23 protein-coding genes and 1 pseudogene are annotated in these 21,149 nt (G+C 74.4%); 13 read left to right on the top strand and 11 right to left on the bottom strand.

Features of this window, described 5'->3' with window-relative positions; genetic code table 11:
- Together ACFVU9_RS14170 and ACFVU9_RS14165 are read right to left on the bottom strand one after the other, a co-directional pair.
- Positions 1–1,962, bottom strand: a pseudogene (locus tag ACFVU9_RS14170) (hypothetical protein); the annotation flags it as partial.
- Between the two features lie 63 nt (positions 1,963–2,025).
- A complete protein-coding gene (locus ACFVU9_RS14165) occupies positions 2,026–2,787 on the bottom strand; it encodes an SDR family oxidoreductase (protein ID WP_380435668.1) in 762 nt (253 codons plus the stop codon).
- 213 nt (positions 2,788–3,000) lie between these two features.
- On the opposite strand from ACFVU9_RS14165, the gene ACFVU9_RS14160 reads away from it, so the two are divergent.
- The 4 genes from ACFVU9_RS14160 (at position 3,001) to ACFVU9_RS14145 (ending at position 5,763) form a co-directional block, all read left to right on the top strand.
- The gene (locus ACFVU9_RS14160; RefSeq protein WP_380435670.1) at positions 3,001–3,849 is read left to right on the top strand and encodes a helix-turn-helix transcriptional regulator; all 849 of its coding nucleotides are present in this window, start codon (positions 3,001–3,003) and stop codon (positions 3,847–3,849) included.
- 72 nt (positions 3,850–3,921) lie between these two features.
- Complete coding sequence (locus ACFVU9_RS14155; protein WP_380435672.1) at positions 3,922–4,191, top strand: UBP-type zinc finger domain-containing protein; 270 nt, start codon at positions 3,922–3,924, stop codon at positions 4,189–4,191.
- A gap of 154 nt (positions 4,192–4,345) precedes the next feature.
- Positions 4,346–4,618: a hypothetical protein gene (locus tag ACFVU9_RS14150; RefSeq protein WP_380435674.1), complete on the top strand. Its 273-nt coding sequence runs from the start codon at positions 4,346–4,348 to the stop codon at positions 4,616–4,618.
- 167 nt (positions 4,619–4,785) lie between these two features.
- Positions 4,786–5,763, top strand: a complete 978-nt coding sequence (locus ACFVU9_RS14145) for a sigma-70 family RNA polymerase sigma factor (RefSeq protein ID WP_380435676.1) — start codon at positions 4,786–4,788, stop codon at positions 5,761–5,763.
- Here ACFVU9_RS14145 and ACFVU9_RS14140 read toward each other — a convergent pair.
- Complete coding sequence (locus ACFVU9_RS14140) at positions 5,671–5,979, bottom strand: STAS domain-containing protein (RefSeq protein ID WP_380435678.1); 309 nt, start codon at positions 5,977–5,979, stop codon at positions 5,671–5,673. The two genes, ACFVU9_RS14145 and ACFVU9_RS14140, sit on opposite strands and share 93 nt — an antisense overlap.
- A 219-nt stretch (positions 5,980–6,198) precedes the next feature.
- Between ACFVU9_RS14140 and ACFVU9_RS14135 the strand changes: the two genes are divergently transcribed.
- Positions 6,199–6,690 carry an NUDIX domain-containing protein gene (locus ACFVU9_RS14135; protein ID WP_387593299.1) on the top strand — a complete coding sequence of 164 codons (492 nt, stop codon included), beginning with the start codon at positions 6,199–6,201 and terminating at the stop codon, positions 6,688–6,690.
- Positions 6,691–6,753: 63 nt separating this feature from the next.
- Here the strand turns inward: ACFVU9_RS14135 and ACFVU9_RS14130 are convergent, their stop codons facing one another.
- Positions 6,754–7,509: a Clp protease N-terminal domain-containing protein gene (locus ACFVU9_RS14130; protein WP_380496711.1), complete on the bottom strand. Its 756-nt coding sequence runs from the start codon at positions 7,507–7,509 to the stop codon at positions 6,754–6,756.
- 105 nt (positions 7,510–7,614) lie between these two features.
- Here ACFVU9_RS14130 and ACFVU9_RS14125 point away from each other — a divergent pair, with 105 nt between their 5' ends.
- A complete protein-coding gene (locus tag ACFVU9_RS14125) occupies positions 7,615–8,199 on the top strand; it encodes a GNAT family N-acetyltransferase (RefSeq protein ID WP_380496713.1) in 585 nt (194 codons plus the stop codon).
- A 64-nt stretch (positions 8,200–8,263) separates the two neighbouring features.
- Here ACFVU9_RS14125 and ACFVU9_RS14120 read toward each other — a convergent pair whose 3' ends face one another.
- From ACFVU9_RS14120 to ACFVU9_RS14110, 3 genes are all read right to left on the bottom strand, one after another.
- Positions 8,264–9,004, bottom strand: a complete 741-nt coding sequence (locus ACFVU9_RS14120) for a tyrosine-protein phosphatase (protein WP_380435686.1) — start codon at positions 9,002–9,004, stop codon at positions 8,264–8,266.
- Positions 9,005–9,214: 210 nt separating this feature from the next.
- The gene (locus tag ACFVU9_RS14115) at positions 9,215–9,937 is read right to left on the bottom strand and encodes a VC0807 family protein (RefSeq protein ID WP_387593295.1); all 723 of its coding nucleotides are present in this window, start codon (positions 9,935–9,937) and stop codon (positions 9,215–9,217) included.
- Between the two features lie 179 nt (positions 9,938–10,116).
- Positions 10,117–10,812 (bottom strand): hypothetical protein, encoded by a 696-nt coding sequence (locus tag ACFVU9_RS14110; RefSeq protein ID WP_380435690.1) that lies wholly within the window; start codon positions 10,810–10,812, stop codon positions 10,117–10,119.
- Positions 10,813–11,097: 285 nt separating this feature from the next.
- Between ACFVU9_RS14110 and ACFVU9_RS14105 the strand changes: the two genes are divergently transcribed.
- The 3 genes from ACFVU9_RS14105 (at position 11,098) to ACFVU9_RS14095 (ending at position 15,124) form a co-directional block, all read left to right on the top strand.
- Positions 11,098–11,937 carry an RNA polymerase sigma factor gene (locus ACFVU9_RS14105; RefSeq protein WP_387593398.1) on the top strand — a complete coding sequence of 280 codons (840 nt, stop codon included), beginning with the start codon at positions 11,098–11,100 and terminating at the stop codon, positions 11,935–11,937.
- On the top strand, positions 11,934–13,022 hold the full coding sequence (locus tag ACFVU9_RS14100; RefSeq protein ID WP_387593292.1) for a hypothetical protein: 1,089 nt from the start codon (positions 11,934–11,936) through the stop codon (positions 13,020–13,022). Before ACFVU9_RS14105 ends, ACFVU9_RS14100 begins: the two co-directional genes overlap by 4 nt.
- Positions 13,023–13,606: 584 nt before the next feature.
- On the top strand, positions 13,607–15,124 hold the full coding sequence (locus ACFVU9_RS14095) for a protein kinase (protein WP_380435694.1): 1,518 nt from the start codon (positions 13,607–13,609) through the stop codon (positions 15,122–15,124).
- Positions 15,125–15,214: 90 nt separating this feature from the next.
- On the opposite strand, the gene ACFVU9_RS14090 is transcribed toward ACFVU9_RS14095, so the two are convergent.
- The gene (locus ACFVU9_RS14090) at positions 15,215–15,958 is read right to left on the bottom strand and encodes an MBL fold metallo-hydrolase (protein ID WP_387593289.1); all 744 of its coding nucleotides are present in this window, start codon (positions 15,956–15,958) and stop codon (positions 15,215–15,217) included.
- A 99-nt stretch (positions 15,959–16,057) separates the two neighbouring features.
- Here ACFVU9_RS14090 and ACFVU9_RS14085 point away from each other — a divergent pair, with 99 nt between their 5' ends.
- Positions 16,058–16,663 carry a CGNR zinc finger domain-containing protein gene (locus ACFVU9_RS14085; RefSeq protein ID WP_387593395.1) on the top strand — a complete coding sequence of 202 codons (606 nt, stop codon included), beginning with the start codon at positions 16,058–16,060 and terminating at the stop codon, positions 16,661–16,663.
- A gap of 38 nt (positions 16,664–16,701) precedes the next feature.
- Positions 16,702–17,073 (top strand): VOC family protein, encoded by a 372-nt coding sequence (locus tag ACFVU9_RS14080; RefSeq protein WP_380435698.1) that lies wholly within the window; start codon positions 16,702–16,704, stop codon positions 17,071–17,073.
- Between the two features lie 53 nt (positions 17,074–17,126).
- Here ACFVU9_RS14080 and ACFVU9_RS14075 read toward each other — a convergent pair whose 3' ends face one another.
- From ACFVU9_RS14075 to ACFVU9_RS14065, 3 genes are all read right to left on the bottom strand, one after another.
- The gene (locus ACFVU9_RS14075; RefSeq protein ID WP_387593286.1) at positions 17,127–18,890 is read right to left on the bottom strand and encodes an RICIN domain-containing protein; all 1,764 of its coding nucleotides are present in this window, start codon (positions 18,888–18,890) and stop codon (positions 17,127–17,129) included.
- Positions 18,891–19,169: 279 nt separating this feature from the next.
- Positions 19,170–19,355 (bottom strand): DUF397 domain-containing protein, encoded by a 186-nt coding sequence (locus ACFVU9_RS14070; protein WP_380508944.1) that lies wholly within the window; start codon positions 19,353–19,355, stop codon positions 19,170–19,172.
- Entirely contained in the window at positions 19,348–20,166 is an 819-nt protein-coding gene (locus ACFVU9_RS14065; protein WP_380508942.1) for a helix-turn-helix domain-containing protein, read from the bottom strand. Before ACFVU9_RS14065 ends, ACFVU9_RS14070 begins: the two co-directional genes overlap by 8 nt.
- Positions 20,167–20,428: 262 nt before the next feature.
- Here ACFVU9_RS14065 and ACFVU9_RS14060 point away from each other — a divergent pair, with 262 nt between their 5' ends.
- Both ACFVU9_RS14060 and ACFVU9_RS14055 read left to right on the top strand, forming a co-directional pair.
- The gene (locus tag ACFVU9_RS14060) at positions 20,429–20,794 is read left to right on the top strand and encodes an ATP-binding protein (protein WP_380435706.1); all 366 of its coding nucleotides are present in this window, start codon (positions 20,429–20,431) and stop codon (positions 20,792–20,794) included.
- The gene (locus tag ACFVU9_RS14055) at positions 20,794–21,057 is read left to right on the top strand and encodes a hypothetical protein (protein WP_380508939.1); all 264 of its coding nucleotides are present in this window, start codon (positions 20,794–20,796) and stop codon (positions 21,055–21,057) included. Before ACFVU9_RS14060 ends, ACFVU9_RS14055 begins: the two co-directional genes overlap by 1 nt.
- The last annotated feature ends 92 nt before the right edge of the window (positions 21,058–21,149 follow it).

Here is a 21,149-nt window from a genome sequence, read left to right as displayed (position 1 = left end):
GTCGGCGTCGGGGCGGGTGGTGACCAGGGGGGTGCCGGTGGTGGCTTCCCCGCCGTTGCCGGAGGGCGCGGCCGTCTGTGAGGCGGCAGGGCCGTCGGTGTCGGGGTGGGCGGTGGCCGTCGGGGCGACGGCGGGTCCGCTGGAGGCCGGCTGGGCGGTCCCGGGGCGGCTCCCGGCGGCAGCCTCGGTGGGGGAGGCGGCCGTCTGGGAGGCGGTCGGCCCGTCGGCGTCGGGGTGGGTGGTGGTGTGGGGCGTGCCGGTGGCGGTAGGGGGCGCGGCCGTTTGTGGGGCGGCAGGGCCGTCGGCGTCGGGGCGGGTGGTGACCAGGGGGGTGCCGGTGGTGGCTTCCCCGCCGTTGCCGGAGGGCGCGGCCGTCTGTGAGGCGGCAGGGCCGTTGGTGCCGGGGCGGGTGGTGACCAGGGGCGTGCCGGTGGTGGCTCCGGGCGTTCCCGTGGCCGCAGGCCGGCGCTTCAGGGAGTGGCGGGTCGTGGGGGCCAGGGCTATCGGCTGGAGCAGGGGGAGGGCGGCGGCGACGGGGTCGGGGCCCAGGGCGGCGATGGCGGTGCGGACGGAGCGGGCCGGGCCGGCGCGCAGCGCGAGGGTGGTGAGGAGCTGGGCGATGTCGCTGCGCAGGACGAGTTCGCTGGCGGCGATGTCGCCGTCCGCGAAGTCGACGAGGTGCACCGCGCCCGCCGGGTCGACCAGGAGGGCGGACGGGGCGAGGGCCCGGTGGGCGATCTCGCGGCGCTGGAGGAGGGCGAGCTGGTGCCAGGCGTCGGTGAGGAGGTCGTCGGTGATCTCGTCGTCGGCGAGTTCGTCGAGGGTGCGGCCGGCGAGGTGCTCGTACGCGATGAGGGCGGTGTCCTGGCCGAGTCCGGCGGTGGCGGCGATGCGGCGGGTGCGGACGCCGGCGGCGACGGCCGCGTACGAGACCAGGGCCTCGTGCTCCAGGCCGGTGCGGGGGGAGCGCAGGGCGCGCGGGTGGGGCGCGGTGCGCAGCCGCAGGCGGCGCCAGGCGCGGTGCAGGGCGGCGGCGGTGACGGCCTGGCGGTCGAGGACCTGGACGTCGAGGTCGGGGCGGCCGTCGGCCTGCCGGACGAGGTGGCGGTAGGGCCCGGCCGGATGGACGGCGGTGGGCCGCAGGCCGCTCTCGCGCAGGCCGCGGAGGATCTCGGCGGGCCGGGGCCGCGGGTCCGGGGTGCCGACGGCGTAGAGGACGCCGTGGGCGGCGGTCCAGCCGATGAGCAGCCCGAGGAGGAGCGCGGTGGGGGTGGCGTAGCCGGCGGCGAGTCCGGCGAGGCCGGAGAGGGCGAGGACGGTCCAGGGCAGGCGCCGTTCGCGGCTGCCGGAGGCGGTCAGGAAGGCGAGGGCGGGCGCGAGGTACCCGTACACGGGCTCGGTGTGCCCGGTGGGCCCGCCGGGCAGGGCCTTGGTGAGGGAGGCGAGCAGGGAGGCCGGGGCGAGCCCGTCGGCCCACATGCCGACGGCGAGGGTGAGGCCGTACGCGAGGACGGCCGCGAGCAGGCCGTCCGAGACCTGCTGGAGGGCACGCCGCCGGTCGGGGCCGAGGAGGCGGCGGACGGCGAGGCCGACGGGCAGGAGCAGGACGGCGGCGGTGGTGAGGCCGCCGGCGAGGCCCGCCAGGGGGCGGGGCACCAGTTCGGTGGCCCCGGAGATGTCGGCGGCCAGGCCGCTGGTGGTGGCGCGGGCGTAGTCGGCGAGCAGGAGCGTGAGGGCGGTTCCGAGGAGGCCGGTGAGCAGCCGGACGAGGGCGACCGGCTGCCGTATTCGGCCGGTGTCGAGCACCCGAGCAGGGACGCCCCCGCCCGGCCCGGACGCGGGAGCGCGCTCCGCCTGCCGGGGCCGTTGCCCCGGCAGGTGCCCGGGCGCAGCGCCCGTCCCGGCACCGTCGGCCCCCGCGCCGCCGGTGCCGCCGTCCGTTCTCCCCGTCACGATTGCCACGGGGGGCATGCTCCCATGCCCCCCTGAGGGCGCGCCGTGAGCCGAGAGGCCAGCAGCGGCCCCTCACGCCTGCCGGGTGGGCAGCGCGACGACGTGGCGCAGGTTGACGTGCCGGGGGCGGGTGACGGTGTAGGCGATGAGGTCGGCGATGTCGTCCGCGCCCAGGGCCGGGATCGCCTCGAACATGCCGCCGAGCTGCTCGCGCAGGGCCGGGTTGTCGATGTGCCCGCCGAGTTCGGTGTCGGTGAGGCCGGGTTCGACGGCGCTGACCCGGACGTCGCGGGGGCCGAGCTCGGTGCGCAGCGCCGCGGACAGCTGGGTGAGGCCGGCCTTGGTGGCGCCGTAGACCGCGTAGTTGGGGAAGACGACGTGCGAGGCGATGGACGAGACGTTGACGAGGTCGGCGGCGCGGCCCTCGGCGGCGGCCTCGACGAGGTCGGGGGTGAAGGCGCGGACGATCCGCAGGGCGCCGGTCAGGTTGGTGTCGATCATGCGGGCCCACTCGTCGATGCGGCCGTCGTCGAGCGGGTTGGGCAGCATCACGCCGGCGTTGTTGACCACCAGGTCGACCGGTCCGAAGGCGGCGTGGACGGCCTCGGCGGCGGCGTCGACGGAGGCCTGGTCGGTGATGTCCGCGGTGACGGCGACGGCCTGGCCGCCGGCCCCGGCGATCTCGGCGGCCAGGTCCGCCAGCCGGTCGGCGCGGCGGGCGAGCAGGGCGACGCGGGCACCGCCGGCGGCGAGCAGCCGGGCGGTGGCGGCGCCCATGCCGCTGGCGGCTCCGGTGACGACGGCGGTGCGGGTGGCGAGGGCGGGGTAGCTCATCGGGAGGCTCCGGGGCTGGGGCGGTCGGGCTGACGACGACCACTCTGCTGCGGCGGCGGACGGCTACCCAGGGCCGAGCTCTTCCCGGGAACCACGGACCCGGGAACCACGGACCCGGGAACCACGGACCCGGGAACCACGGACCCGGGAACTCCTTTCCTGGGAACGGCAGTACCACCCTCCCGCGCCGTCCCCCGGACTACGCTGCCGGGCATGGAGAACAGCCTGGGGGACTTCCTCCGTTCGCGCCGGTCCCGGATCCAGCCCGAGGAGGTGGGCCTGCCCTCGCACGGCCGCCGCCGGGTGCCGGGGCTGCGCCGGGAGGAGGTGGCGCAGCTCGCGGGCGTGAGCGTGGACTACTACGTCCGGCTGGAGCAGGGCCGGGGCGGCAGCGCCTCGGACACGGTGCTGGACGCGGTGGCGCGGGTGCTGCGCCTGGACGACGTGGAGGCGGAGCACCTGCGGTCGCTGGCCCGCCCGCCGAAGCCCTCCGCCGTCTCCGCCGCGCGCGGGAGGCAGCAGGTGCGCGAGGGCACCAGGCTGCTGCTGGACATGATGGCGGGGGTCCCGGCGTTCGTGCTGGGGCGCCGGATGGACGTTCTCGCGTGGAACGGGCTGGCGGACGCGGTGCACGGCTACTCGTCCCGTCCGGGGAGCGACACCAACGCCGCCCGGCAGGTGTTCCTCGACCCGGCGGCCCGCGAGTTCTACGTGCAGTGGGAGGCGGTGGCGGCGGAGACGGTCGCGTACCTGCGGCGGGACGCCGGGCTGCACCCGGAGGACGCCAAGCTGGGTGCGCTGGTGGGCGAACTGTCCGTGCGCAGCGAGGAGTTCCGCCGCCTGTGGGCCGATCACCAGGTCCGCGAGAAGACCCACGGGGTGAAGCTGGTCCGGCACCCGCTGGTCGGCGAACTCGACTTCGGCTACGAGACCCTGGGCGTGCACGGATCGCCGGAGCAGCTGCTGGTCGCGTTCACGGCGCCGGCCGGCTCGCCGACCGCGCAGAAGCTCGCGCTGCTGGCGAGCTGGACGGCGGACGGGAGCCCGGCCCGGGTGGAGTGAGCCGCTGCTCCGCGGCCCTTCTCGGGCGTGTCTTCGCGCCCCGCCCCGGGCGGGCGTCACTACCCTGCGGGCATGACCGCCGCCTGCGAAGACCTCGCCATGGCCCCCGAGACCATCCGGCCCGCCCCGCCCGGCGACGGCTGCGCCGACTGCCTGGCCGAGGGCCGGCGGGACTGGGTGCACCTGCGGATCTGCCTGGACTGCGGCCACGTCGGCTGCTGCGACTTCTCACCGGGGCGGCACGCCACCGCGCACTTCCACGCCTCCTCGCACCCGGTGATCCGCTCGTACGAGCCGGGGGAGGACTGGCGCTGGTGCTTCGTCCACGAGGCCATGGGCTGAGCGGCGCCGCCGTCGGGTGCGGATTCCCGGTGGCACCCGGCTCCAAGCCGGATAAAATCCGGACATAGCGCTCGTCCGATTTTCGAAGCGCAGCGCCCGAGCGGCCACCGGCCGACGTCCGTCGCCGTCGGTGACCGCCGAAGGGAGGCCGACGATGACCAAGCGAACACCCGCCAGCACCGCCAAGCTCCGCCAGGGCACCCAGGACCTGCTGGAGCGACGCGGCATGGCCAGCAGCCCCAAGCAGCTCGCTCCACGCGTCCGCACCGGCGGCACCTCCGGCGCGGCGGCCGGGTACGCCGCGGGCGACGCGTTCCGCCACGGCGGGCGCGACACCGGGACGGCGGTGGCGCACGCCGCTCCGGCGATGCACGCCGAGCTCAAGGGCCACCGGCACCGCGGCGCCGAGAAGCACTCCGCGCACTGAGCGGCGCCACTGCCGCCGGGGGTGGGCGTCCGCGCCGGGCGCCCACCCCTGACGCGTGCTCAGGTCCGGTCGGGGCGGCCGCCGGAACGCGCCGGGTCGACGTGTCGGACCCCTGCGGTACGGTCGTTGCGTCGGCCGAAGGGCGGCCAGGGCGACGGGGGCGCACGATGACGGACGTGATCACCGAGGAGCCGGTCGAGGTCCAGCTGGAGCGGTACCGGACGGAACTCACCGGCTACTGCTACCGGATGCTCGGCTCGGTCTTCGAGGCCGAGGACGCGGTGCAGGAGACGATGGTCCGCGCCTGGCGCGGCCACAAGAACTTCGAGGGCCGGGCCGCCCTGCGCTCCTGGCTGTACCGGATCGCCACCAACGTCTGCCTGGACGCGCTGAACGGCCGCAACAACCGGGCCCGCCCGATGGACCTGGCCGGCCCGGTGACGGTCGCCACCGCGAGCGACGCGCAGCTGCCCGAGATGACGTGGATCGGCCCCGCGCCGGACGGCCGGGTGCTGCCCGAGACGGGCGACCCGGCCGACGTGGCGGCGCAGCGCGAGTCGGTGAAACTGGCCTTCGTGGCGGTGCTCCAGCGCCTCGCGCCGCGCCAGCGCGCGGTGCTGATCCTGCGTGAGGTGCTCGGCTGGCGGGCCGCCGAGGTGGCCGAGCTGCTCGGCGTCACGGTGGCCTCGGTCAACAGCGCGCTCCAGCGCGCCCGCGCGGTGCTCGCCGGCGACGGCGCGGCCGCCCGCCCGGCGCCCGCCCTGGACGACGACCACCGCGCGCTGCTGGACCGCTACGTCAGCGCCTTCGAGGCCTACGACATGGCGGGCCTGGCCGCGCTGCTGCACGAGGACGTCACGCTCAACATGCCGCCGTTCGCGATGTGGCTGCGCGGCAAGGACGAGATCCGGGCCTGGATGCTCGGCCCCGGCTGCGGTTGCCGCGGCTCGCGCCTGCTCCCGGTGACGGCCAACGGCGGTCCGGCCTTCGCGCAGTACCGGCCGAGTCCGGCGGGCGGGCACGAGCCGTGGGCGCTGATCGTGCCCGAGGTGTCAGACGGCCGGATCACCGGGCTCACCAACTTCCTCGACACCGACGTGCTCTTCCCGCTGTTCGGCCTCCCGGCCCGGTTGGAGGCCGAGTAGCGGCGGGGGAGCCACGGGCAGGACGTCGGCCAGCCCGCTGAACGCGAGCAGCTCCCGCAGCGGGCCGCTCGCGTTCAGCAGCAGCACGCCCACGCCGTGCCGGGCGGCGGCGAGCCGCAGCCGGGCGAGGGCGTCGACGACCGCCAGGTCGGGGGCGGTGAGCGCGCCGAGGTCGCAGGTGAGCGTCCGGCCGGTGGTGGTTCGCTTGGTCTCCATGCGGGTTGGACCGCTCCGGCGGTCGCGAATCATCGGTCCGGTGCAGGTTCGCAGGTCCGGCGCAGGTTCGCGGGTCCGGTTCGGGTACGCGGGTCCGGGTGGTCCGCCCGGGGGTCCGCCGCGTCCGTCCGCCCGGCGGCCGCGGTGGCAGAGTAGGGGCCGCAGGGACCACCGTTGCCGCAGCCACCGGCTGTGGGCACCGCGCCGAGGAGGAACGCCGTGTCTGCTGAGCCTTTGAAGTCCCGTGAGGAGTGGCTGGCGTCCCTGCCGCGGATCTACGCGGCGGCCGGCTGCCTGCTGCGGGACGAGTCCGGGCGGATGCTGATCGTGAAGGCCGGGTACCGCGAGCACTGGCAGTTCCCGGGGGGCACGATCGACCTCGGCGAGGGGCCCGCCGAGTGCGCCGCGCGGGAGCTGGAGGAGGAGACCGGGATCGTCAAGGCCGCCGGCGACCTGCTGGCGATCTCCTGGACCCACCCCTCGAACGAACTCGACCACCCGGCCGAGCACTTGCTCTTCGACTTCGGCACCGTCCCGGACGGCACCCCCGTGACCGTCCCGGCCGGTGAGCTCGACGACTACCGCTGGGTCCCCGACGAGGAGGCGCTCGTCCTGCTCGGCCCGTCCCGTTCGGCGCGGCTGCGGGCCGCGCTGGAGGCGGCCGTCGACGGCCGGGTGCGTATCGTCACCACGAACGTGTCGGGATTCTGACGGGGCGCCGGGAGAGCGGTGCGGGCCCCGGGGCGGTCGACCTTCGCGGGGCCCGTCCGTGGTTCAGGGCTGCCTCGGGTCCTCGCTCCGGGCGGCGACGATGGCGGTGAGGGCCTCCGAGACGAACGTCTCCGTCTCGGCCTTGTCGACGTTCAGGTCGGCGAGCACGCCGGTGCCGTTCGCCTGCTCCAGCAGGGCGAGCAGGATGTGCTCGGTACCGACGTAGTTGTGGCCCAGCTTGAGGGCCTCGCGGAAGGTCAGCTCCAGCACCTTCTTGGCCTGCGCGTCGAACGGGATCAGCGCGGGCAGTTCGGCGGCGGGGGCCGGCAGGGCGGCGCCGGCGGCGGCGCGGACCGCCTCCGCGCCGACGCCCTGGGCGGCGAGCGCCTTGGCGCCGATGCCCTCGGGTTCGGCGATCAGGCCGAGCAGCAGGTGCTCGGCGGTGATCTCGGCGTTGCCGGCGTTCCTGGCCTCCTCCTGCGAGACCACGACGACGTGCCGGGCGCGGTCGGTGAAGCGGGCGAAGCCCTGGCTGGGGTCGAGGTCGTCGGGGGTGGCGGGGTCCTTGGGGACGAAGCGCTTCTGGGCGGCCTGCTTGCTCACGCCCATGCTCCGGCCGATGTCGGTCCAGGACGCGCCGGAGCGGCGGGCCTGGTCCACGAAGTGGCCGATCAGGTGATCGGCGAGTTCGCCCAGGTGGTCGGCGGCGATCACCGCGTCGGACAGCTGGTCGAGCGCGTCGGTGTGGACCTTCTTGATCGCGGTGATCAGGTCGTCGAGGCGCAGCGGAGTCGTGCTGGGAACAACGGGATTCTCCATGCGTCAACCGTAGGTTGTCGATCCTGCATCGTCAACCGATAGTTGACGATACTGCCGGGTAGGCTTCGGGCGGTCGGATGACGGAGTGGAGCGAAGGAGTCGGACATGGCGGCTGACCTGCGGATCATCACCCTGCCCGAGGCCGAGGTGCCCGCCGGACTCAAGCTGCGGGTGGCCGAGTTGCAGGAGCTGGCGTGGCCGGGCCCGCCCGGTCCGTCCGCCGCGCCCGTGCACGATCCGGCCCTGCGCCCGCTCTCCATGCTGCTGCTGGACGGCGCCCGCGTGGTGGCCGCGCTGGACGTGCTCTCCAAGGAGATCGTCCACGCCGGGCGGACGTACGCGGCGAGCGGCCTGTCCACCGTCGTCACCGACCCGGCCTGCCGGGGTCTGGGGCACGGCCGGCGGCTGGTGGCGGCGGCCCGCGCCACCGCCCGGGAGCGTGGCGCGGACCTCGGGCTGTTCACCTGCGACCGCGAGTTGCGGGGCTTCTACGAGAGCGCGGGCTGGGAGTGCCTGCCGGGCGCGGTCCTGGTCGGGGGCACGGCGGAGGATCCGTTCCCCAGCGACCGGGAGGGCTTCGACAAGGTGACGATGGCGGCCTTCTTCACCGCGCGCGCCGAGCGCCACCGGGCGGACTTCCCGCACCGCCGGATCGCCCTCCACCCCGGGACGGTCGACCGGCTCTGGTGAACGACCGGCTCCGGCGGCGGTCCGGCGGCGGTCGGGCAGCGGCCGGACGGCGGTCGGACAGCGGTCAGGCCGCGGGCACCAGCCGGGCCCGGACGGCGGCGACGTCGGCCGGCGTGACCCCGGCGGCGAGCAGGTAGCCGGCCGGGTCGAAGCCGTCGAGCGTGTCGGCCAGGGCGGCCTCGGCGGTGGTGCCGGCCTCGGCGAGCACCGCATCGATCCGGCGGTACTGGTCCGGCAGGCCCAGCATTCCGTACAGCGGACGGACGTTGGGGCCGCTGAGCAGGTAGTCCTCGGCTATCGCGGCCGGGCGGACCCCGGCCAGGGCGAGCAGGAGGAGGGCGGCGAGGCCGGTGCGGTCGCGGCCGGCACCGCAGTGGACGACCACGCCGCCGGGCCGGGCGCCGGCCACCGTGGTGACCAGTTCGGCGGCGGCGTGCGGGCAGTGGTCCAGGTAGGGGCGGAGCGCGAGCGGGGTGCCGTCCAGCCGTCCGTACGTCTCCCACCAGGCGGGGCCGGCGAGTTCGTCCAGCGGGACGCGGACCAGTTCGACGCCCTCGGGGCGGGGGAGGAGCGGCTTGTGCTCCTCGGCGTTGCGCAGGTCGACGACGGTGCGGACGCCGTGGTCGAGGAGGGCGTCCCAGCCCTCGGCGGTGAGGCGGTCGAGGTTGTCGGCCCGGACGATCGCGCCGCGGGCGGTCGGGCGGCCGGAGACGGTGGGCAGTCCGCCCAGCTCGCGGACGTTCAGGCAGCCGTCCCAGACGAGGGTGCGGTCCTCGGTGGTGGTCTGCGCGTGCGTCCGGTTCATGCTCCCACCTCGCTGCGCTCGGCAGGGGCATTCACCCACGTGCACCTCTTCATGGCTCGCTCGCTCCGCTCGCTCACAGGGTTCCCCGTTTCGTCGTCCGGGGGCCCGTTACCCCCTCGTTATGAAGGACTATCGGGAGATCCGGATGGTTCCTCGCCGTTCGACCGGCGGAAACCCGCTGTTCGGACGTTCGGAAGGAAGAGGCGCAGGTCAGGCGGCGGTCGGGGCGTCGGTCTCGGCGGTGAGCAGCTTCTCCATCGGCTCGGCGGCGATCTGGCCGAGCATCGAGCCGGCCACGATGGCGCCGATCAGGAAGACGGTGGACAGCCAGGCCATGGTCGAGACGGGCAGGGTGAAGGCGCCGACCACGCGGGCGGTGCACTCGGCCAGCAGCGCGGTGCCCCAGATGCCCGAGAAGACGCGCTCGTGGCGGTGGAAGGAGCGCGAGGCGGCCGCCCGGCCCTCGGCCAGCCGCTGCCAGGCGGCGGCGCGGGCGTGGTTGCCCTTGGTCAGGAAGGGCATCAGCACCGGGGTCATCACCGGCTTGCCGACGAGGGCGGAGACCAGGACGGCCACCGCGACGCTGCCGCTGAGCAGGCCGTCCTTGGCGAGCATCATCCGGGCGTCGCCGGTGAGGAAGGTGAGCGCCAGGCCGGCCAGGTTGACCGCCAGCATCAGCGCGGCCCACAGGTTGAGGGTGCGCTCGCGCAGCAGGCCGAAGACCGTCCGGCCGGCCGGGACGGCGCTGCTCCAGGCGAGGGCGGCGAACTCGCTCATCCCGAAGGCCGAGTGGAGCAGGTAGTAGCCGGCCAGCGGGGCGGCGACGTCCAGGAGGAGCGGGCGGAACGCGGAGCCCACCGGGTTCGGCTGCTTCTCCGCGCCGGCCGGGGTGGTGGCGGCCTCGGTGGCGACGGCACTCAGGGTCTGGCTCATGGTGGGTTCCTCCCCGCTGGTGGCCGCGGGGCCGGTGCCCGCGTCGTGCCTCCAGTCTTCCGGCGCGACCCTCCGTCAGATCAGTGCCGTCCGTTGCCTGATCCGCATGACAGACGTCATGGTGCCCGTCATGACACCGCCTTCGCCGGGGTGCAGAGAAGGGCCGGTGACCTGTGCTTTCACGCCTCGGCCGCGGTGAACGTCCACAGCGCGCGGCCCAGCGTGTCCGCACAGCGCACGCCGTGGAAGCGCTCGTCCCCGGCCGAGAGGAAGCCGAGCGCGGTGCCCTCCAGCACGGCCCGGGCGGTGGCATCGGCCCTCGTCCAGGCGCCGGTCAGGACGAGCACCCCGGCGACGAGCTCGGCGCGCCGGATCCGCGGCACCGCGGCGGTCAGCAGCGCGGCGTTGACGTCGTCCAGGTCGGCGGGGGAGAGGTACGCCTCGCCCGCGCCGGTGCGGTCCCGCTCGGCCCGGCGGCGCAGCTCGGGCAGGGCGTAGTGGCGGACGGCGGCCGCCGCGTCGTCCAGCGCCACCTGCCAGCGCGGTCCGGGCAGCACCTCCCACCACACGTCGTCGCCGACCGGCAGCACCTCGCCGATCCGGGCCCGCCAGGTCTCGATGCCGTGGACGGTCCGCGGGTCGGGCCGGTGCCCGGGCAGGCCGGCGGCGGCCCAGTCGGCGCGGCGGACGACGCTGAGGCCGAAGGTGAAGCGGACCCGGTCGGCGGCGGGCCGCTCGACCAGGCCGAGCAGCAGCCAGTGCGTCTCGTCCGGGAGGCTGAAGGTGCGGCGCCACCCGGTGAGGCCCAGGGCGCGCAGGGCGGGCGCGAGGTGGTCGCGCAGCCCCGCCGCGTGGAACTCGCGGGCGGCGGTCATGGAGGTCCTTCCGGGCGGCTGCGGGTGGCTGCGGACGGGCCGGGCGCGGGGTCGGCGCAGGCCGGTGGGGCGGGGGCGCACGGAGGCGCGGGCGTGACGGACGGCACGCCCCGGACGGGGGCTGCGGTCACGAGGTGGCGGCGGGCCCGGTCGATTCGCCCACGGACAACGTAGGCCTGGCGGCCCCGCCGCGGCCGTGGGCGAAGGGCGGTCGTCCGCGGGACCTTGGGCCCCGGGCGGGCCGGTCCAAGGTCAGGCCCGCCCGCGCCGCGCGGATGGCGCATGATGTGGCGGGTGCAGAGTGCAGAGCGCCCCGGAGCGGGCACCGGCAGCCCCGAAGGCCGGTCCGGACCAGTACCACCCGCCGCCCCGCCACCGGGCCCGGCCCCCGCTCCCGCGGACCTGACCGAGGCGGTGCGGGCCGCGCAGGACGGTGACGAGGAGGCGTTCCGGCTCCTCTTCCGGACCGTCCAGCCCGGCCTGCTGCGCTACCTGCGGGTCCTCGTCGGGGGCCGGCCCGAGGACGCGCAGGACGCCGAGGACATCGCCTCCGAGACGTGGCTGCAGGTCGCCCGCGACCTGCGGGGCTTCTCCGGCGACGGCGACGGCTTCCGCGGCTGGGCGGCCACCATCGCCCGCAACCGCGCCCTGGACTACCTGCGGGCCCGGCGCCGTCGCCCGGTGGCCGACCTGCCGTTCGAGTACCTCGCCGAACTGTCCGCCGGGGACGACACCGCGGGCGCCGCGCTCGCCCGGGTCGGCACCGGCGACGCGCTCGCGCTGATCTCCCGGCTGCCGCGCGACCAGGCAGAGGCGGTGCTGCTGCGCGTGGTGATGGAGCTGGACGCGGAGAGCGCCGCGCAGGTGCTCGGCAAGCGGGCCGGCACCGTCCGGATGGCCGCCCACCGGGGGCTGCGGCGGCTCGCCAAGCTGCTGGAGCAGTCGTTCGGGCCCGGTGAGGGGCCGGGCGAGGGGCCGGGATCCGACCGCGGGATCCCGGCCGCGCGGGCGGCCGGACAGGAGCCGGGGGCACCCTCCGGGAGGGCCGCCCGGAAGGCCGCGAAAAAAGTTTCTCCGCAGGGTGTGACAGAACGCCGGGCCGCGACGCTGAAGGACATGAGATGAGCACCAACCGATCCCGTCGGATCGACCGTGACGCCGCCGAGCAGCTGCTCGGCGGTGCCGTGGGCGGCCCGTCGGCCGGGCAGGACGCCTCGCTCACCGGACCGGACGGCGACGCCGCCGGGCAGGTCGCCCGGGTACTCGCCGCGGCAGCCGCCCCAGCGACGGCCGCCGAGCTGACCGGGGAGCAGGCCGCCCTGACCGCGTTCCGGGAGGCCCGTCTCGCGCCCGACCCCGTAGCAACGACCGCACCCGTCCGGAGACGACCGATGGCAACCGCCGCCCTCGCCAGGGCCTTCAGCACGAAGGCCGTTGCCGCCGTGCTGAGCGCCACGGCGCTGTGCGGGGTCGCGGTCGCCGCCGGCACCGGGAACCTGTCGATCGGCAGCGGCAGCGGCACCGAGCCCGAGCGCACCCTCGCGAGCGGCGGCGCCACGGGCGCGCTGCCCACGTCCGGGCACGGGCCGGGCACCACCACGCCGGGCGGCCAGTCCGCCCGGCCGTACAACGGCCCCTCCGCCGGCGGCTCCGGCGGAGGCGCTCAGGGTCTCGGGCCGTCGGCCTCGCCGACGCCCGGGACCCCCTCCGCGACGGGGCGGGCCACACCGCCCGCGTCCGCCGCGATGGTCGCCCTCTGCCACACGTTCACCGACCGGAAGGGCAAGGGCGAGCACCCGCGCCAGCTGGTCCTGGACCCGGTGTTCACCCTGCTGGTCGAGGAGGCGGGCGGCCCGGACAAGGTGGAGGACTACTGCGGGGAGGCGCTCGGCCGGGCGGGCGACGACGCCCACCGCAGCGCCACCCCGCAGCCGACGCACGACGACCGTCAGGGCTCCGGCTCCGGTGGCGCGGCAGGCTCCGGTGGCGCGGCCGGCTCCGGCGGTGGCAACGCGAACGGCTCCGGAGCCGCGGGCGGCAGCGGCGTCGACGGCGGCAAGGGCAACGGCGGTTCCGGCGGCAACGGCGGCGGGAACACCACCAACGGTGGCGGGCCCAAACCCGGCCGGACCACGCCGACGCTCCCGGCGTCGCCCGCACTGCCCGACGTCCGCCCCAGCGGGCAGGACCGGCAGGCCGCCCAGGGGTGACCCACAGGACTCCGGGTGGGCGGTGGGCGAATCCCCCCGGGCCCGCCGCCCACCCGGATAGCAGGACCGCAGGACCGCAGTACCCGGCACCACCGCAGTAACCAGCACCACCGCAGTAACCAGCACCACCGCAGGACCTGCGGCACCGCGACACCCGCGGCGCCGCGGCGACCACCCGAGACCCCGGGTGGCCGGTCGGCTCCCCCGTGCCCACCGTCCACCCGGCCGGCCCCCGGCCGGACCGGCAGGCGCTCACCCCGGACGCGCCGCCGGCCCGGCCGGCCCGGAACGTGTGGCCCGCCCGCCCGCAGTCCGGGCGGGCCACACACACCCCGAACGGGCGGTCGGGGATCCGCTGCCCGGTTCCCCGGCCGCCTCCCCCTCCCGGGAGACGGGCCTCCCGGCAGGCGGGCTTCGTGGCAGGCAGGCGGAACCGCCGCCACCACGGCGCGCGTGGAGTCCTCCGGCGGCCTCGGCCGGGACCGGCCCGGACACCGCGCCGGGCGGCACGGACGCCGGCGGCTATCGTGCACGGGTGCACGAGGCGGTCCGGGACCCCGGGCCCGGCGTGAGGGGAGTTCCAGGTGATCGGACGGGCGCTCAACGGGCGTTACGAACTCGTCGAGATACTCGGCGTCGGCGGCATGGCCACCGTCTGGCGCGGGGTGGACCGCGTGCTGGGACGCCAGGTGGCCGTCAAGGTCCTCAACGGGGGCCTCGCCGACGACCCGCGCTTCGCCGAGCGGTTCTCCCGGGAGGCGCAGCACGCCGCGATGCTGGTGCACCCGAAGGTCGTCATGGTCTTCGACTCGGGCATGGACCAGGGTTCGCCGTACATCGTCATGGAGCTGGTGAACGGGCGCTCGCTGGCGGCCGTCCTCGCCCAGCAGCCGCAGCTGCCGGTGGAGCGCGCCGTGGGCATCGCGGCGGCGGTGTGCGAGGCGCTCGCGGTCGCGCACGCGGCCGGGCTGGTGCACCGGGACATCAAGCCGGGCAACATCATGATCACCGACGACGGCGGGGTGAAGGTCGTCGACTTCGGCATCGCCCGGGCCGGCTCCTCCAACAACCTGACCCAGACCGCCACGGTGCTCGGGACGGCCGCGTACCTGTCGCCCGAGCAGGCGACCGCCTCCGCGCTGGACGGCCGCACCGACCTCTACGCGGTCGGCTGCGTGCTGACCGAGATGCTGACCGGCGGGACGCCGTTCACCGCCGAGACCCCGGTGGCGATCGCGTTCAAGCACGTCAGCGAGCAGCCGCTGCCGCCGTCCGCGCGCCGTCCCGGGCTGCCGCCCGCGCTGGACGCCGTGGTGCTGCGGCTGCTCGCCAAGAACCCGGCCGACCGCCCGGCGGACGCCACCGCGGCGCGGGCCGAGCTCCTCGCCACCGTCCCCGGGCTGGCCGTGGGCGACCCGACGGCGGAGCTGCTCGCCACCGCCGCGCCCACCCAGATGCTGCCGCCGCTCCCGTCGAACCAGCAGCACACCACCGTGCTCCCGCCCCAGGCCCCCGCTGCCACCTCCCTGATGGCGCCGGTCCCGATGGCGCCCCCGGCGCCCGCCAGGCCCGCGCGCAGCCGCAAACCGCTCGTCCTGGGCGCCCTCGGCGTGGCCGGCCTGGCCGGGGTCACCGCCATCGCCCTCACAGCCTTCGACACGCCGCCGGGCAACGCGGCCGCCAAGAAGCCGGCCGCCGCCGCACCCGCGACCCAGGCGCCCGCGCCGGCCACGACCGCCCCGGGCCCGAGCGCCGCGCCCACCACCGTGCCCGGTCTGCCCGCCCCCACCCCGACCGTCCCGCGCAACCAGCCGCCGGCCGTGCAGTTGAACGCGCTGCGCCAGGCCGTCGCCCAGACCCAGGTGGGTGGGAAGGACCGCGGCGGTCAGGTGGAGCTCCTGCGCATCCTGGACGATGCCTCGGCGCGCCTCAACGAGGGCAGCCCCGACGACGCGGCCCAGGACCTGAAGGACGCGCAGAAGGTGGTTCGCGACATGAGCAAGCGGCACGCCATCGACGGCCCGACCACCAAGGACTGGAACGCCCGCCTCGGCGCGCTCTTCACCGCCCTCCACACGCAGGCGGACAACCAGAACGACTGAGGCGACGGCACTGCGGGCGGTGGTGCTGCTCGGCCTGGTGGTTTTGTTCGTTGGTCCTGCCGGTCCTGCCGGTCCTGCCGGTCCTGCCGGTCAGGAGAGGTCCAGGCGGTCGCCGAGCCCCGCCGCCGTGAAAGCGGCCTCCAGCGCCTCGCGCCCCTCGGTGAAGTGCCCCCAGCTGTCGAAGTGCGCTGGCACGACGCGCCGGGCGCCGAGCAGGACGGCGGCCTCGGCGGCCTGCGCGCTGTCCAGGGTGAGCAGTGCGCCGTCGAAGCGCCGGGTGCGGGCGGCGCCGGCGAACAGGACCGCCGTGTCGACCGGGCCGAAGCGGTCGGCGATCTCCTTGACCAGCGGCAGCGAGGCGTTGTCGCCGCTGACGTAGACGGTCGGCAGGTCGGGGGCGGTCAGCACGAAGCCGATCACCTGGCCGATCACCGGTTCGCAGCCCTCGGGCCCGTGCAGGGCGGGCGCGGCGGTGACGGTGACGGTGCCGCCGTCCGGGCGGGTCAACTCCACCGAGTCCCAGGGGGCGAGGCCGCGTGCGGTGCCGCCGAGCCGCCGGGCGCCGCTGGTGGTGGTGAGCACGAGCGGGACGGTCGGCAGCAGGGCGCGGCCGGAGGCGTCCAGGTTGTCCGGGTGCTCGTCGTGGGAGAGCAGGACGGCGTCGACCGGGCCGAGGTCGGCGGGGGTGGTGGCGGAGGGCGCGGTCTTGGTGAGCGCGTAGCCGCTGCCGGTCGGGTAGTCGCCGGGCCCGTCGAAGGTCGGGTCGGTGAGGAAGCGCAGGCCGCCGAACTCGATGAGCGTGGTCGGGCCGCCGAAGGCGCGGATGGTCGCCATGCTGGGTTCACCTCACGGGTAACTGCGGAATTTGACGTGATGAAACCTAACTGGCCATCACGGAAGAGCGCAAGGTTTAGCATGAGAACCGTGAGCGTCATGAAAGCCCCGGGCGAGACCGCCACTGCCCCTCCACCACCTGCGGCGGGCGCGGACCGGTACGTCGCCCTCGACTTCGCCAACAGCGAGCTCGTGCTGCCCGCCGGCCGCCTCGACCTGCTGGCCACCCCGGCCGCCGCCACTCAGTGGCTGGTCGAACGGGGGCTGGCCGGCGCGGACGCGGTGCTCCACGAGCCCTGCGCAGGACGGCTGCGCGAACTGCGCACTCATCTGCGGACCCTCCTCGCGGCGCGCAGCGGGGGGACGGTGCCGGCGCCCGAGGCCGTCGACGCGGTCAACGCGGCGCTGACCGCCACCCCCGTGGCCGCACTGCTGCACTGGGACGGAGAGGGCGGGCCATACCGTGCCGCGGTCCATCCGGCCGACCGGATCGCCGACCACGCCATGGCCGCGATCGCCGCCGACGCGGCGGACCTGCTCACCGGCCCGGACGCCGAACGCCTCGCCCCCTGCGGAGCGAGCCCGTGCACGCGCTTCCTGGTGCGCACCCACGCCGCCCGGCACTGGTGCTCGGTGCGCTGCGGCGACCGGGTGCGCGCGGCCCGGGCCTACGCCCGCCGCAGCCAGGCGAAGCAATCCGGATGACTGGAGCGCCAGTAAACGGCCAGGGCCACAATGGGCGCATGCTGACCATCGGATCCCTCGTCCTCGGCGTCTCCGACATGGCCCGCGCCGTCGCGTTCTGGACGGCCGCCCTTGATTACGTGCCGCGCGGCGGCCTGGTCGAGGACGACTGGACGGTGCTCGAACCCGCGGCGGGCACGGGCGTCCAACTCGCCCTCGGGCTCAGCGAATCGCCCGTGCAGCGGCACCCGCGCGTGCACCTGGACCTCTATGCGCGCGACGCCGCCGACCAGGCGGCCGAGGTCGAGCGGCTGCTGGCACTGGGTGCCCGGGACGTCGACTGGGACCTGTACCCGGAGGACCCGGACTTCGTGGTGCTCGCCGACACCGAGGGCAACGTCTTCTGCGTCATCGACACCAGCCACGGCTGATGTGCGGAGCAGGAAGTCGGACGGGCCGACTTCCTGCTCCAGGCTGCGGACAGTTACTTGAGCGGCGTGCCGCCCGAGGTGCGGTACGCGGTCGTCTTGTTGATCAGGTTCCCGCCGTCGGACTCGACCGTGGTCTGTTCCTGCTGCCCCGGGCCGAACAGGAGGGCGGCGACGTGCGCGTTCGCCACCTGGTCCATGTGCGAGAGGAACCAGTCGACCTTGTCGTCCTTGTAGTGGCCGAAGGTGTTGTTCTGCGCCATGTTGCCCAGGGGGATCTGCCACAGGACGACCGGCTTGCCCACCGACTCGGCCATCGTCTTGTACCACCCCAGTGCGGCGGCGGCCTTCTGGTCGTTCCAGAAGGTGTCACGGCCGCCGTTCGCCGGCAGCGCGTACCAGCCCGCGTCGCGGTCCACCACGTCGGCGACCAGGAAGTCGGCGTTCTTCGCCCCGAGGTCCGTGTAGTCGTTGACGCACTTCTGCATGTTGCTGGTCCAGTCCCAGCAGGTGAGGTGGAACCCGGCGCCGGTGTTCGGCGCGTACTTGTGCGCCATCGCTATCAGGCACTGGGCCAGGCCGACGGCGCTGTTCTCCTGCGATCCGCAGTCCGTCGGGTTCGCGGCCTTGACCTGCGCGGCGATCTGGTGCGGGTTGCCGAGCGACCGGACGTAGCCCCAGAAGTCGGGCTCGATGTCGATCGCGTCCTGCGAGTTGCCGATCTTCTGGAGGAAGAAGCGGTAGTCGTTCATGTAGCGGGTGAGCAGGTCGGCCCTGTTGATGGCGACGACCTCGCCCGGGCCGTCGCCCTGGCCCGCCAGGTCTCCGAGGTCGCGCAGCGAGTACCAGGTCCAGAAGTTCTTCTGCGGGCGCGGCTTGCCCTGGTACGTCGCCTTGGTCACGTGGTCGTCGTTCCAGGTCACGTAGAAGCCGGGCGCCGTGGTCTCGCCGCTCCAGCAGCCCCACCAGCTCGACCACGCGGCCTTGCAGAGCGCTGCCGAGTAGTAGTCCGACGAGGGCGCGGGCTGGCTGTGCACATAGGCGTAGCGCATGTCGAACGGCGCGGCGCTCGTCGAGGCCTCGTTCATCATGCCGCCGACGAGCACCGTGTTGCTGCCCATGAAACTCTTCGTCGAGCTCCCGCCGGCGGGGGCGGCCGCAGACGTCGGAGCGGGGGCCGGCGGCGCCGACGCCGGGCGGGTGCCGCTCGGAGCCTGGCTCGCGGGAACGCCGGCGCCGGGCTTGGCAGGCGCGGAAGGCTTGGCGGCCGTGGTGGGCGCAGCAGGCGTGGTGGGCGTGGCGCCGCTGCCGGAGCTCCCCGCGTTCCCGGTGCCGCTGACGCTGCCGGCCGGGACGAGCTGCCACTGCTGCTGGGGGCCGTTCCAGTCGTGGTACTGGGCGATGTGGCTCCCCTCTGTCTTGGACCCGCCCGGGACCTCGACGGCCTTGCCGCTGAAGCGGTTGATCAGACGCACGTAGCCGTCCGACGAGTTCTCCATGTGGAACTGCTGGTTGGCGCCGTTCAGGTCGCTCCACTGCACCAGCTCGGAGCCCTCGGTCCTCGACCAGTCGTAGTCGTCCAGCACCTTGCCGGAGTTCCGGTTCTGCAGCCGGTAGTTCCCGTCACCGGAGTCGATGAACTTCCACTGCTGGTTGGTCCCGCCGTTGCGGCTCCACTGCGCCAGCGGAGCACCGTCGTTCGTGGCGTAGGCGGGGGCGTCCAACGCCTCGCCGGTGCTGCGGTTGACCAGGACGTACCAGGCGTTCGTGTCCACGGTCCCCGCCGAGGCCGTGTTGACCACGACCACGGAACCGCCCACGACCGCCAGACCGACGGCCGCCCAGAGACTCCGACGCTGGTACAACCGACGGCTGCGGTGCTTCTGCCTCCGGCCTGGCTCGGCAGAGCGGGACGACGCCTCCGGTGAGGTGGATGAGTGAGGGAACATGGCGATGCTCTCTTTCAGCCGGTGCCTTTGACCAGACCGCCTGTCCGGACACCACCCAGTTGTCACCGCCCTCGGAAAGGTTGCCGCGGCCCGCGAAGATTCTTTTCGGGCACCGCGCGCCGGCCGGGAGCCCCGCTGCGGGCCAGGCCGCTACCGGGTGTGTTCGCCCGCCTTGATGGCGCGGAGGAGCGCGGCGAGAGCAGAGGGGGTGGTGTGCAGGATGGTTTCGCCGTCGTCGGACTCGCGGAGCTCTATCGCCCCGCCGGTCCCACGGACTTCGACACACTCGTTGCCTGAGGCGCTGTAGCTGGACTTCTGCCACTCCGAGCTAGGCATAGGTGGATTTCATCTCCTTCATGATGGATCGGATGAAGTCGCACGATTGTTCCTCGGAGAGGGCAGTGTCGTCCAAGCGGCTGAAGATGGTTCGGTACTTGGCCAGGTTGGCAGGCGAGTCAAAGAACAGCGTGCCTGGGGCGACGTCCATCTGGACCGTGTCCAGTTCGGGGGTCGGCCCGTCGACGTAAGTCAGGTTCTCACCGGCGCCTGGGAAGGTGTCAACGGCGAAGGGCACCACTCGAATGGAAAGTCCGGGTCGCTCCGAGTCGTCCAGCAGCGCAGCGAGTTGATCGATGAGAACCAGGGGTCCCCCGAACTGCATGCGGAGCGCAGCTTCGTGGATGAAGGCCCGGACTGGAGTTGCTTCGGCGACTTCCTGGCGCCTGAGTCGGAAGGTTGTCCTGGTCTCGACTTCCTGTGGAGGCAGGGGAGGCACGAGTCGAGCGAACATCGCAGATGCGTAGGACTTGGTCTGGAGCAGGCCGGGCAGGTAGACGGTATTGCAGAAAGAGATCCGCTCCGCGTGACCCTCAAGCTCCGCCACCTCAAGGAAGTCGACGGTCAGGGTGGTGCGGTACTCCTCCCACCAGCCCTTCCCGCGTTCCGAGGCCATGTTCGCCATCGCGTCGATCAGCGGTTGGTTGGTGCACATGCACACGGTGGCGATGGTCCTCAGCCGTTCGGCACTGATCCCGCTCTTCCCGCTTTCCATCTGCGTGACCTGGGTGGCGTGGATGCCGAGTTCGCGTGCCAGCTGGCTTCCGCCAATGCCGGCTTGCTCCCGCATCCTTCGCAGCTCGGTGCCCAACCGACGTTGACGCAAGGTCGGGTTAGGTCGAAGGGCCATGTCGTCCTCTCTGCGGGCAGTAAGACCAGTGTGCCCCACGTTGGAGGGAAGTTCTTCGCGAAGGTCTTCATATGAAGACCGCGTGCGCTATGGTCGATGTCACATCGATCCGACGGGTCGTCAGTAACGCTATTCCGTCGCACCGCAGAGCAGTCATGCCTCCATCTGACCTGGCTCACGGTGACGTATCCGTCCTTCTCCTCCACGCCTCGGGAGTTCTCCCATGCGTCACCTCAACACGCCCTCCCTCACCATCTGTCGCCAGTCCCTCCGCGACGCCATGACCCGCGCCGGCTGGCCGCCCTCCGCCATCGCCGATGCCGAACTCGCCCTCGCCGAACTCCTCGTGAACGCCTGGCGGCACGGCGAGACCCCCGCCCCGGTCGTCGAGATCATCGCGATCAACAACACCCTCCGGGTCTCCGTCGCCGACGAGAGCCCCACCCTCCCCCAGCAGCGCTCCCTCCCCGAACTGGCCGAGTCCGGCCGGGGCCTCCAGCTCGTCGCCGGGCTCTCCCGCCGCTGGGGCGTCGACCCGCAGCAGCGCGGCAAGTCCGTGTGGTTCGAGTGCGAGCTGGACGCCGCCTGATGGCCGCCCGCCGCCGGCGCCCGATGCTGCCGACCGATCCCCGGATCCGGGGCTACAGCGACGACCACATCCGCACCCTGCTCGCCGAAGTCCAGGAGCGCGGCAAGGAGTTCGGCCTGATCTTCCCCTCCGCCTGCACCGACAAGACCATCGACGGCCGAGTCCTCGTCCGCTTCAACACGGCCCCCGCCTCGACCCTCCTCAACCTCCTCTCCCTCCTCCTCGACGTCGGCCGGGAGCGGGGCACCCCGTGCGGTTCCTGATCGCGGCGGCCTTCGCCGTCCTCCTCGCCCTCGCGATCGCCACCGTCGTCCTCGGCGTCGTCACCGCCCTGCGCGCGACCCCTCCCCACGAG

The organism is Kitasatospora sp. NPDC057936 (genome assembly GCF_042887525.1).
GTDB lineage: Bacteria > Actinomycetota > Actinomycetes > Streptomycetales > Streptomycetaceae > Kitasatospora.
This window is presented reverse-complemented; position numbering and strand designations above follow the sequence as displayed.

Excerpts from the sequence above, each read along its gene's own strand:
- ACFVU9_RS14055 (WP_380508939.1), top strand. The coding sequence starts at position 20,794 with ATGGCCGCCCGCCGCCGGCGCCCGATGCTGCCGACCGATCCCCGGATC.
- ACFVU9_RS14115 (WP_387593295.1), bottom strand. The coding sequence starts at position 9,937 with ATGAGCCAGACCCTGAGTGCCGTCGCCACCGAGGCCGCCACCACCCCG.
- ACFVU9_RS14160 (WP_380435670.1), top strand. The coding sequence starts at position 3,001 with ATGGAGAACAGCCTGGGGGACTTCCTCCGTTCGCGCCGGTCCCGGATC.
- ACFVU9_RS14110 (WP_380435690.1), bottom strand. The coding sequence starts at position 10,812 with ATGACCGCCGCCCGCGAGTTCCACGCGGCGGGGCTGCGCGACCACCTC.
- ACFVU9_RS14145 (WP_380435676.1), top strand. The coding sequence starts at position 4,786 with ATGACGGACGTGATCACCGAGGAGCCGGTCGAGGTCCAGCTGGAGCGG.
- ACFVU9_RS14120 (WP_380435686.1), bottom strand. The coding sequence starts at position 9,004 with ATGAACCGGACGCACGCGCAGACCACCACCGAGGACCGCACCCTCGTC.
- ACFVU9_RS14090 (WP_387593289.1), bottom strand. The coding sequence starts at position 15,958 with ATGGCGACCATCCGCGCCTTCGGCGGCCCGACCACGCTCATCGAGTTC.
- ACFVU9_RS14060 (WP_380435706.1), top strand. The coding sequence starts at position 20,429 with ATGCGTCACCTCAACACGCCCTCCCTCACCATCTGTCGCCAGTCCCTC.
- ACFVU9_RS14105 (WP_387593398.1), top strand. The coding sequence starts at position 11,098 with ATGTGGCGGGTGCAGAGTGCAGAGCGCCCCGGAGCGGGCACCGGCAGC.
- ACFVU9_RS14165 (WP_380435668.1), bottom strand. The coding sequence starts at position 2,787 with ATGAGCTACCCCGCCCTCGCCACCCGCACCGCCGTCGTCACCGGAGCC.
- ACFVU9_RS14100 (WP_387593292.1), top strand. The coding sequence starts at position 11,934 with ATGAGCACCAACCGATCCCGTCGGATCGACCGTGACGCCGCCGAGCAG.
- ACFVU9_RS14130 (WP_380496711.1), bottom strand. The coding sequence starts at position 7,509 with ATGGAGAATCCCGTTGTTCCCAGCACGACTCCGCTGCGCCTCGACGAC.
- ACFVU9_RS14150 (WP_380435674.1), top strand. The coding sequence starts at position 4,346 with ATGACCAAGCGAACACCCGCCAGCACCGCCAAGCTCCGCCAGGGCACC.
- ACFVU9_RS14125 (WP_380496713.1), top strand. The coding sequence starts at position 7,615 with ATGGCGGCTGACCTGCGGATCATCACCCTGCCCGAGGCCGAGGTGCCC.
- ACFVU9_RS14070 (WP_380508944.1), bottom strand. The coding sequence starts at position 19,355 with ATGCCTAGCTCGGAGTGGCAGAAGTCCAGCTACAGCGCCTCAGGCAAC.
- ACFVU9_RS14080 (WP_380435698.1), top strand. The coding sequence starts at position 16,702 with ATGCTGACCATCGGATCCCTCGTCCTCGGCGTCTCCGACATGGCCCGC.
- ACFVU9_RS14085 (WP_387593395.1), top strand. The coding sequence starts at position 16,058 with ATGAAAGCCCCGGGCGAGACCGCCACTGCCCCTCCACCACCTGCGGCG.
- ACFVU9_RS14155 (WP_380435672.1), top strand. The coding sequence starts at position 3,922 with ATGACCGCCGCCTGCGAAGACCTCGCCATGGCCCCCGAGACCATCCGG.
- ACFVU9_RS14140 (WP_380435678.1), bottom strand. The coding sequence starts at position 5,979 with ATGGAGACCAAGCGAACCACCACCGGCCGGACGCTCACCTGCGACCTC.